The sequence below is a fragment of the Kitasatospora sp. NPDC048715 genome (assembly GCF_043198905.1).
GTDB lineage: Bacteria > Actinomycetota > Actinomycetes > Streptomycetales > Streptomycetaceae > Kitasatospora > Kitasatospora lactacystinica.
Map to the genome: position 1 here is coordinate 141,572 of NZ_JBICVH010000008.1, position 11,152 is coordinate 152,723.

At 76.7% G+C, this 11,152-nt stretch carries 1 protein-coding gene; it reads right to left on the reverse strand.

Annotated elements, in window-relative coordinates; genetic code table 11:
- Positions 1-13: 13 nt before the first annotated feature.
- Complete coding sequence (locus tag ACGFSC_RS17125; protein ID WP_359903825.1) at positions 14-11,116, reverse strand: type I polyketide synthase; 11,103 nt, start codon at positions 11,114-11,116, stop codon at positions 14-16.
- Between the last annotated feature and the right edge of the window lie 36 nt (positions 11,117-11,152).

An 11,152-nucleotide genomic window follows, 5' to 3' on the forward strand; every position in this document is an offset into this window, starting at 1 on the left:
ATTTCTCCATGGCTCAGGCGTCGTCTCGTTCGGTGTTCAGGGCCATCTCGATCAGCGCGTCGGCGTCCAGATCGTCCAGGTCGTCCAGATCATCAAGGTCGTCCGACCCGACCGGCACGTCCGGACCGTCCGGCTGGTCCGGGCCGTCGGGCCGGTCGGGTGTCCCGGGTGTGCCCGACGGCGCCGGGTCCGCCAGGCTCAGCAGGGTGTCCATCAGTCCGGCCTCCCGCAGCCGCTCGATCGGGATGGCCGCCAGCGCCGCGCGGACCGCCGCCTCGTCCGGGCCGGCGGGCCGCTCCTCGACCAGGACGCCCAGTTCCTCGCCGAGGAAGGCGGCCACCCGCTGGGGGGTGCGGTGGTTGAACACCAGGCTCGGCGGCAGGCGCAGGCCGGTCACCCGGCTCAGCCGGTTGCGCAGCTCGACCGCGGTCAAGGAGTCGAAGCCGAGGTCCTTGAACGCCTGGCCGGCCGCGACGGAGCGGCCGTCCTGGTAGCGCAGCACGGTGGCCGCCTCGGCCCGCACCACGTCGACCAGGATCTGCGGGCGCCGGCGCGGCGGCGCCGCCGCCAGCCGGGCGGCGAGGGCGGACGCCTCGTCGGCGTCTCCCGTCGCGGCCGGCTCCGCGCCCGCGGCCGCCGCCGGCTCGTCCAGCAGTTCGTGCAGCAGCGGGCTGGGCCGGGCGGAGGTGAACGCCGCGCCGAAGACCTCCCAGTCCACGTCGGCCACGGTCAGACCGCTCTCCGCCCGGTCGACGGCCTGGGCGAGGGCCTGGACGCCGAGTTCGGGATCCATCGGGGTGACGCCGCGGCGCAGCAGGCCGCCGGTGTCCCCGCTGACGGCCAGTCCGGCGCCCGCCCACGCTCCCCAGGCCACCGAGGTGCCGGCCAGGCCGCGGGCCCGGCGGTGCTCCACCAGGGCGTCCAGGAAGGCGTTGCCCGCCGCGTACGCGCCCTGTCCGCCGCCGCCCCAGACCGCGGCGATCGAGGAGAAGACGACGAACTGCTCCAGGTCGAGCCCGGCGGTCAGCTCGTGCAGGTGCACCGCTCCCCCGAGCTTCGCGGCCAGCACCGCGTCGAGCCCGTCGGCGTCGGCCTCGTCCAGCCGGCCCAGGCCGTCGACCCCGGCGGCGTGCAGCACGGCGGTCAGCGGCAGGTCCCGCGGCACGGCGGCCAGCACGCGGGCCAGGGCGTCGCGGTCGGCCACGTCGCACGCGGCGAGCGTGACCCGGCTGCCGTACCCGGCCAGTTCGGCCGCGAGCTCCCGCGCGCCGGGGGTGTCCGCGCCGCGCCGGCCGAGCAGCACCAGGTGCGCGGCGCCGCGGCGGGCCAGCCACCGGGCGGATTCGGCGCCGAGCGCGCCCAGCCCGCCGGTCACCAGGACCGTTCCGGTGGGCCGCCAGCCCTCGGGCGCCGAAACGGCGGTGTCCAGCGGGGCGCGCACCAGTCGGCGGGCCAGCAGGCCCGTCCCGCGGATCGCGACCTGGTCCTCGCCGGGGTCCTCGCCGAGCAGGACGGTCAGCAGGTCGCCGGCACGGGCGTCCACGGTGACCGGCAGGTCGACCAGGCCGCCCCAGCGCTCCGGGTCCTCCAGCGCGGCCACCCGGCCGAGGCCCCAGACCGACGCCTGGGCCGGGCTGTCCAGCGGATCGTCCCCGCCGGTGCGGACGGCGCCCCGGGTGGCCACCCAGAGCTGCGCCCCGATCCCCGCGCGGCCGAGCGCCTGGAGCAGGGCCACGGTGGCGGCGGTGCCCTCGGGCAGCGCCGATCCGGGCAGCGCGGAGCCGACGGCGGCGGTCAGCGACAGGACGCCGGAGACCTCACCCGCCGCTCCGGCCGCCTCGGCGAGCCGGGCGGCCAGCGCGTCCCGGCCGGTGCCCGGGTCGACCACGACGGTGACCTCGGCCCCGGCGGAGCGGAGCGCGGCGGTGGCCCACTCGGTCAGCTCGGAGTCCTGCGCCGCGACGACCAGCCAGCCGCCGTCCAGCAGCCCCGTGGCGGGCAGGCCGGTCAGCGGCGTCCAGTCGACGCGGTAGCGCCAGCCGTCGATCGTCGCGTCCCGGCGACGCCGGGTCCGCCACGCGGCGAGCGCGGGCACGACCGGGTCCAGCGCCTGCGGGCCGAGGTCCAGCGTGTCGGCCAGCTCCGCCAGGTCGCCGCGCTCCACGGCGGCCCAGAACCCGGCCTCCGCCGGGTCCGCCGGGTCGGCGTCCTGCGGCTTGCCGGCCGGGGCCTGGGCCTGGTCCGGCCAGTAGCGGTCCCGTTGGAAGGCGTAGGTCGGCAGCGGAAGGTGACGGGAGGCGGGCAGCAGCGCGGACCAGTCGATCGCGTCACCAGTCGTCCAGAGCACGGCCAGCGCGGTCAGGACGGTCTCGCGGCCGTCCCGGTCCTTGCGCAGCAGCGGCACGCCGACCGCGTCGGGCGCGCTCTGCGCGGCGAGCGCGGTCAGCACACCGTCCGGACCCAGCTCGACGAGACGGGTCACGCCCTCGCGGTGCAGGGCCTCGACGCCGTCGGCGAAGCGGACGGCCTCCCGGACCTGCCGGACCCAGTAGTCGGGGGTGGTGAGCAGGCCGGGCTCGGCGATCCCGCCGGTCAGGTTGGAGCCGACCGGGATGCGCGGCTCGTTGAAGGTCAACTTCGCGAGGACGGCGGCGAATTCTTCGAGCATCGGCTCCATCAGGGCCGAGTGGAAGGCGTGCGAGACCGTCAGCCGACGGGTCTTGCGGCCCTCGGCCTTCCAGCGCGCGGCGTACTCCTCGATCGTTTCGACCGGACCCGAAACCACCACCGAGGTCGGGCCGTTGACGGCCGCGACGTCCAGGCGGTCGCCGATCGCCTCGCAGACCTCGGCCTCGGCGGCCTGCACCGCCAGCATCGCTCCGCCCTCGGGCAGCGCCTGCATCAGCCGGCCGCGCGCGGCCACCAGGGCGCACGCGTCGGCGAGCGAGAACACGCCCGCCGCATGGGCGGCCGCGATCTCACCGATCGAGTGCCCGAGCAGGAACTCCGGTGCCACGCCCCAGGATTCGAGCAGCCGGAACGACGCCACCTCGACCGCGAACAGCCCGGCCTGCGCCCACACCGTACGGTCCAGATCCTCGACGCCCTCGAACACCACGTCCTTCACCGGCCGGTCCAGCAGCAGGTCGAACTCCGCGCAGACCGCGTCGAAGGCCGCCGCGAAGGCGGGGAACGCCTCGTACAGGTCCCGGCCCATGCCGACCCGCTGCGCACCCTGCCCCGTGAACAGGAACGCCGTCCGGCCCTCGGTCGCGATCCCGGAGACGACCCCGCCCGAGGGGCGCCCGTCCGCCAGCGCGGCCAGACCGTCCAGCAGCGCCGCCCGGTCGTCGCCGAACACCACCGCACGGTGCTCCAGCACGGCCCGGGAGAGCAGCGTCCCCGCCACCTCAACCGGCGCGAACTCCGGCTCCCCGCCGAGGAATTCGGCCATCCGCCCGGCCTGCGCCGCCAGCGCGCCGGCCGAGCGTCCCGACACGAGCCAGGGCAGCACGCCCTGGGTGGTCTCCGTCTCCTCGACCACCACCGCCGGAGCCGCCTCCAGGATCACGTGGGCGTTGGTGCCGCTGATCCCGAAGGAGGACACACCCGCGCGACGCGGGCGACCGGCCTCCGGCCACGGCCGGGCCTCGGTCAGCAGTTCCACCGCGCCCGCCGACCAGTCCACCTCGGAGGTCCGCTGCTCCGCGTGCAACGTCGCCGGGAGCACGCCGTGCCGCAGCGCCTGCACCATCTTGATGACGCCCGCCACACCGGCCGCCGCCTGGGTGTGGCCGATGTTGGACTTGATCGAGCCCAGCCACAGCGGCTCGTCACCGCGGCCCTGGCCGTAGGTGGCGAGCAGCGCCTGCGCCTCGATCGGGTCGCCCAGGCTGGTACCGGTGCCGTGCGCCTCGACGGCGTCCACCTCGGCGGCCGTCAGCCCGGCGCTCGCCAGGGCCTGCCGGATCACCCGCTGCTGAGCCGGACCGTTCGGCGCGGTCAGACCGTTGGACGCGCCGTCCTGGTTGACCGCGCTGCCCCGCACCACCGCCAGCACCTGGTGCCCGAGCCGCCGGGCGTCCGACAGCCGCTCGACCACCAGCACGCCGACGCCCTCGCCCCAGCCCGTACCGTCCGCGCCGGCCGCGAAGGGCTTGCAGCGGCCGTCCGCCGCCAGCCCGCCCTGCCGGGCGAACTCGGTGAACACTCCGGAGCCGGTCATCACCGTCACCCCGCTCGCGAGGGCCAGGTCGCACTCGCCGGAACGCAGCGCCTGCGCCGCGAGGTGCAGCGCGACCAGCGAGGACGAGCAGGCCGTGTCCACGGTCATCGCCGGGCCCTCCAGCCCGAACGCGTACGCCACCCGGCCGGACAGGACGCTGGTCGCGCCACCGGTCAGCCGGTGCCCCTCGGTGTCCTGGGGCAGGTCCACGTCGACGCCGTAGTAGGAGGGCGCGGCGCCGGCGAAGACGCCGATCGGCTCGCCCTTGAGCGCCCGGGGATCGAGGCCGGCGGATTCGAAGGCCTCCCAGGAGGCCTCCAGCAGCAGCCGCTGCTGCGGGTCCATCGCCAGCGCCTCGCGCGGCGAGATCCCGAACAGGCCGGCGTCGAAGTCCGCGACGCCGTCGACGAAGCCCCCGAGGGTGGCGTAGGCGCCGGACTGCCCGGTGAGGTCCCAGCCGCGGTCGGGCGGGAACCGCACGATCCCGTCCCCGCCCGTGGAGACCAGTCGCCACAGGTCGGCCGGGGAGGCCACGTGGCCGGGGAAGCGGCAGGACATGCCGACGATGGCGATCGGCTCGCCGGGGTCGGCGACGGCAGCCGTCGCGCGGGGCCGGTCGGCCTCCTCTGCCGCCCCGAGCAGCAGGGTGGCGAGGAAGTCCGCGAGGGCCGCGGCCGTCGGGTAGTCGAACACCAGGGTGGCGGGCAGCCGCCGCCCGGTGGCGGTGTTCAGCCGGTTGCGCAGTTCCACTGCGGCCAGCGAGTCGACGCCGAGGTCCTTGAACGCCTGCTGCGGCCCGACCGCCTCGGCACCCGCGTGGCCGAGCACGGTGGCCGTGTTCGTCCGGACCAGGTCGAGCAGCAGTTGCCGCCGCTCGCCGTCCTCCAGGCCCCGGAGCCGGCGTTCCAGCGTGGCCTGCCCGCCCGTCGCCGGGCCGTCGGCGGCCTGCCGCAGGGTGGGGCGGACCAGGCCGCGCAGCAGGGACGGCGGCTCGGCGCCCGAGGCGCGGGCGGCCGCGAGGTCGAGCGGGACCGGCAGCAGGTGCGCGGCGGGCAGGGCGGCCGCGCGATCGTGGAGGGCCAGTCCGAGTTCGGCGGTCAGCGTGCCGGAGAGCCGGTCGCCGCTGGTCACGGTGGAACCCTCGGCGAGGTGCCCGGTGAGGGCGCTGGCCTTCGCCCACAGGCCCCAGCCGAGCGACTGCGCGGGCAGGCCGTGCGCCCGGCGGTGCGCGGCGAGGGCGTCCAGGAAGGCGTTCGCGGCCGCGTAGTTGGCCTGGCCGCCGGTGCCGAAGGTCCCCGCGGCGGAGGAGTAGAGCACGAACGCGGCCAGGTCGGCGTCGGCGGTGAGCTCGTGCAGGTTGACGGCCGCGTCCACCTTGGGGCGCAGCACGGCGTCGAGCCGGGCCGGGGTGAGCGCGCCGAACACGCCGTCGTCCAGGACGCCCGCGGTGTGCACGACGCCGGTGAGCGGGTGCTCGGCGGGGATCGCGGCGAGCACCGCGGCCAGCGCCTCGCGGTCGGCGGCGTCGCAGGCCGCGAGGGTCGCCTCGGCGCCCAGTTCCCGCAGGTCGGCGACCAGCTCCGCGGCGCCGGCGGCGGCCGGGCCCTGACGGCTCAGCAGGAGCAGGTGCCGCACGCCGTGCTCGGCGGCCAGGTGGCGGGCCAGCAGCCCGCCCAGGGTGCCGGTGCCGCCGGTGATCAGGACGGTGCCCTCGGGGTCGAGCGGCACCGGGACGGTGAGGACGTTCTTGCCGATGTGCCGGGCCTGGCCGATGTGCCGGAAGGCCTCGACGGCGTTGCGCACGTCCCAGGCCGTGGTCGGCAGGTCGTGCAGCGCGCCGGCGTCGAACAGGGCGATGACCTCGGCGAGGATCTCGCCCATCCGCACCGGTCCGGCCTCGCCGAGGTCGAAGGCGCGGTAGCGGACGTCCTCGCGCGGGAGGTCGGTGCGGACGTCGGCCTTGCCCATCTCCAGGAAGCGGCCGCCGGGCGCGAGCAGGCGCAGCGAGGCGTCGACGAACTCGCCGGCCAGCGCGTTGAGCACGACGTCCACGCCGCGTCCGCCGGTGGCGGCCCGGAAGGACTCCTCGAAGTCCAGGTCGCGGGAGGAGGCGATGCGGGTGTCGTCGAGGCCCTGGGCGCGCAGCACGTCCCACTTGCCGGCGCTGGCCGTGCCGTAGACGTCGAGGCCCAGGTGCCGGCCGAGCTGGACGGCGGCCATGCCGACGCCCCCGGCGGCGGCGTGCACCAGCACGGACTCGCCGGGCCGGACGTCGGCCAGGTCGCGCAGCCCGTAGTAGGCCGTCGCGAACACCAGCGGGACGGCGGCGGCCCGGGCGAAGGTCCAGCCGGCGGGGATGCGGGCCAGCAGGTCGCGGGCCGTGACCGCGGTGGCGGCGATGCCGCCGGAGAAGAAGCCGAACACCCGGTCGCCGGGGGCGAGGTCGGTGACGCCGGGGCCGGTCCCGACCACCACGCCGGACGCCTCGGCGCCCATCGGCGCGCGCTCCGGGTACATGCCGAGCGCGAGCAGCACGTCGCGGAAGTTCACGCCGCCGGCGCGGACGGCGACCCGCACCTCGCCGGGGCCGAGCGGCCGGTCGGCGTCCGGCGCGGGGACCAGGGCGAGGTTCTCCAGCGTCCCGGGACCGAGGGTGTCCAGGCGCCAGGCCTCCCGGCCGGACGGCACGGCGAGCGTGTCCGAGGGCCGGGCCAGCCGGGCGGCGAGGACGGCGCCGTCGCGGACGGCCAGCACCGGCTCGTCGCCGTGGGCGGCGACCGGGCACCAGTCGTCGGCCGGGGCCTCGCCCTCCAGGTCGACCAGCACGATCCGGCCGGGGTTCTCGGTCTGCGCGGAGCGGACCAGGCCCCGGACCGCGGCGGCGACCAGGTCGACGGGCTCCTGGCCGACGGCGACGGCGCCGCGGGTCACGACCACCAGCCGGGTGTCCGCCAGCCGCTCCTCGGCCAGCCAGGCCTGGAGGTCCGTCAGGAGGCGGCCGGCCGTCTCCCGCACCCTGGCGGGCAGGTCGACGGCCTCGGCGGCGGTCGTGGGGACGGGCAGCACGACGGCCTGGGGCGCCGGGCGTCCGTCGTCGAGCGCGGCGACCAGCTCGGCGATCCCGGCGTACCGGGGCGCGTCGAGCGGCGGGACGGCGGGCGCGGGGGTGTCCGCGCCGCCCGGGGCGGGCGCACCGAGCACGGCCCAGGTCGCGGGCCCGGCACCGGCGGCTCCCGACGGCGTGACCGGGGTCCAGTCCAGCGCGAACAGCGCCTCGGCGACGGCCGGGCCGACGGCGGGGCGCAGCTGCTCGGCCTCGACCTCCCGCAGCACCAGGGACTCGATGGTCATGACGGGCGCCCCGGTGCCGTCGGCGACGCTCAGCGCCACGCCGTCGGCGGTCACGGTCAGGGTGACCCGCAGCACGGCGGCACCGGCCGCGTGCAGCCGGACGCCGGTCCAGGCGAACGGCATCCGGGCGGCCCGGTGGGCGTCCACGGCGGCGGAGAAGCCGACCGCGTGCAGCGCGGCGTCCAGCAGCGCGGGGTGCAGGCCGTACGCCTGCGCCTGGCCGGCGGCGGCCTCGGGGAGCAGCACCTCGGCGTGGACGCTGTCGCCGTCGCTCCAGGCCGCGTGCAGGCCCTGGAACACCGGTCCGTAGCCGTAGCCGACGGCCGTCAGGCGGTCGTAGAAGCCGTCGAGGTCGACGGGCTCGGCCCCCACGGGCGGCCAGGTCCCGGCAGCGGCGGAGCCGTCGGCGGCCGGGGTGGCGGAGCCGTCGGCGGCAGGGGCGGCGGCGCCCGCCGGGGAGAGCACCCCGGTCGCGTGGCACACCCACGCGGAGTCCTCCGCCTCGGAGCGCGACAGGACCTGCACGGTGCGGTCCCCGGCCTCGTCGGCCTCGGAGACGCTCACCTGGACGGCGACGCCGCCCTGCTGCGGCAGCACCAGCGGCGACTGGATCACCAGCTCGCGCAGCACCTCGCAGCCGGCCTCGCGGCCCGCCCTCAGCGCCATCTCCACCAGGGCGGTGCCGGGGACGAGCACGGTCTCCAGGACGGCGTGGTCGGCGAGCCAAGGGTGCACGGCCAGGCTCAGCCGCCCGGTCAGCACCAGTCCCCCGCCGTGCAGGGCGACGACCGCGCCCAGCAGCGGGTGCCGGGCCCCGGTCTGGCCGAGGGCCTTCACGTCGCCCGCCCCGGCGGTCGGCTTCGGCCAGTACCGCTGCCGCTGGAAGGCGTAGGTCGGCAGGTCGAGCCGGCGTCCGCCGGTGACGACCCGGGACCAGTCGAGTTCGGTGCCGCTCGTCCACAGGGTGGCGAGCGCGGTCAGCGCGGTCTCGGACTCCGCGCGGTCACGGCGCATCAGCGGGGCGACCGCGCCCTCGGCGAGCTGCTGCCCGACCAGACCCGACAGCACGGCGTCCGGGCCCAGCTCCACGAACCGGCTCACGCCCTCGCGGTGCAGGGCCTCGACGCCGTCGGCGAAGCGGACGGCCTCCCGGACCTGGCGGACCCAGTAGTCGGGGGTGGTGAGCAGGCCGGGCCCGGCGATCCCGCCGGTCAGGTTGGAGACGACCGGAATCTGCGGCTCGGCGAAGGTCAACCCGCCGAGCACGGAAGCGAATTCTTCCAGCATCGGCTCCATCAGCGCCGAGTGGAAGGCGTGCGAGACCGTCAGCCGGCTGGTCTTGCGACCCTCGGCCTTCCAGCGGGCCGCGAACTCCTCGACCACCTCGACCGGACCCGAAACCACCAGCGAGGTCGGGCCGTTGACGGCCGCGACATCCAGCCGCTCGCCGACCGCGTCACGGACCTCGGCCTCGGTGGCCTGCACCGCCAGCATCGCCCCGCCGCTCGGCAGCGCCTCCATCAGCCGACCCCGCGCCGCCACCAGGGCGCACGCGTCCGCCAGCGAGAACACGCCCGCCACATGGGCGGCCGCCACCTCACCGATCGAGTGCCCGAGCAGCACGTCCGGGACCACGCCCCAGGACTCCAGCAGCCGGAACGAGGCCACCTCGACCGCGAACAGCCCGGCCTGCGCCCACACCGTACGGTCCAGATCCTCGACGCCGTCGAGGACGACCTCGCGCACCGACCGCCCGAGCTTCCCGTCCAGCTCCGCGCAGACCGCGTCGAAGGCCGCCGCGAACACCGGGAAGGCCTCGTACAGCCCCCGGCCCATGCCGACTCGCTGCGCACCCTGACCGGTGAACAGGAACGCCGTCCGCCCCTCCGTCGCGATCCCGGTGACGACCCCGCCCCAGGGGCGGCCGTCCGCCAGCGCGGCCAGGCCGTCCAGCAGCGCCGCCCGGTCGGACCCGAGCAGCACCGCGCGGTGGGCCAGCGCGGCCCGGGAGAGCAGCGTCCCCGCCACCTCTGCCGGTGCGAACTCCGGCTCCCCGCCGAGGAATTCGGCCAGTCGACCGGCCTGCGCCGCCAGTGCCTCGGACGATCCGCCCGACACCGGCCACGGCGCCACGGCGTTCGGAGCCGGGGGCTCCTCCGCCGGAGCCCCCTCCGCCGGAGCCTCCGGCGCCGACTCCAGGATGACGTGGGCGTTGGTGCCGCTGATCCCGAAGGAGGACACCCCCGCGCGGCGCGGACGGTCCGCCTCCGGCCACGGACGGGCCTCGGTCAGCAGCTCGACCGCGCCGGCCGACCAGTCGACGTGCGGGGACAGCGCGTCCGCGTGCAGGGTGGCCGGCAGGACGCCCTGCCGCATCGCCTGCACCATCTTGATCACGCCCGCCACACCGGCCGCCGCCTGGGTGTGCCCGATGTTCGACTTGATCGAGCCCAGCCAGAGCGGCCGCCCCTCGGGGCGCTCCTGCCCGTAGGTGGCCAGCAGCGCCTGCGCCTCGATCGGGTCGCCCAGGCTGGTGCCGGTGCCGTGCGCCTCGACCGCGTCCACCTCGGCCGCCTCCAGGCGGGCGTTGGCCAGCGCCTGCCGGATCACCCGCTCCTGCGACGGGCCGTTCGGCGCCGTCAGACCGTTCGAGGCGCCGTCCTGGTTGACCGCGCTCCCCCGGACCACCGCCAGCACCTCGTGCCCGAGCCGCTGCGCGTCCGACAGCCGCTCCAGCACCAGCACGCCGACGCCCTCGCCCCAGCCCGTGCCGTCCGCGTCCGCCGCGAAGGCCTTGCAGCGGCCGTCCGCCGCCAGCCCGCCCTGCCGGTTGAAGCTGGCGTACCCGCCGGGGGTGGACATCACGGTGGCGCCGCCCGCGAGGGCCAGGTCGCACTCGCCGGAGCGCAGCGCGTGCGCCGCGAGGTGCATGGCGACCAGCGAGGACGAGCAGGCCGTGTCCACGGTGACCGCCGGGCCCTCCAGCCCGAACACGTACGAGAGCCGGCCGGACATCACGCTGGCGGTGGTGCCGGTGGCGATGTGCCCCTCCAGGCCCTCCGGGGAGGCGAGCGCGACCAGGCCGTAGTCCTGGCCGTTGGTGCCCGCGAACACCCCGGTTCGGCTGCCGCGCAGCGCGCGCGGGTTCAGGCCGGCGGCCTCGAAGGCCTCCCAGGAGGCTTCCAGCAGCAGGCGCTGCTGCGGGTCCATGGCGGTGGCCTCGCGCGGGCTGATGCCGAAGAACGCCGCGTCGAACTCGTCGGCGTCGTGGAGGAAGCCGCCCTGCCGGGCGTAGTCCTCGTCCTCGTCCTCGGCCCAGCCCCGGTTGGTCGGGAAGTCGCCGACCGCGTCGGTGCGTCCGGCCACCAGCCGCCACAGCTCGGCGGGCGTCCGCACCCCGCCGGGGAAGCGGCAGCCCATGCCGACGATGGCGATCGGCTCCTGCGCGCGGTCCTCGATGGTGCGGATCCGGCGGTGCGCCTGGCGGAGCTCGCCCGTCACCCACTTCAGATGGTCGAGCAGCTTCTGGTCATCCGCCATGGATCTTCCCCTTCACGAACGGTGCCTCGACGACGA

Coding starts and splice junctions, on each gene's coding strand:
- ACGFSC_RS17125 (WP_359903825.1), bottom strand. CDS start 11,116: ATGGCGGATGACCAGAAGCTGCTCGACCATCTGAAGTGGGTGACGGGC.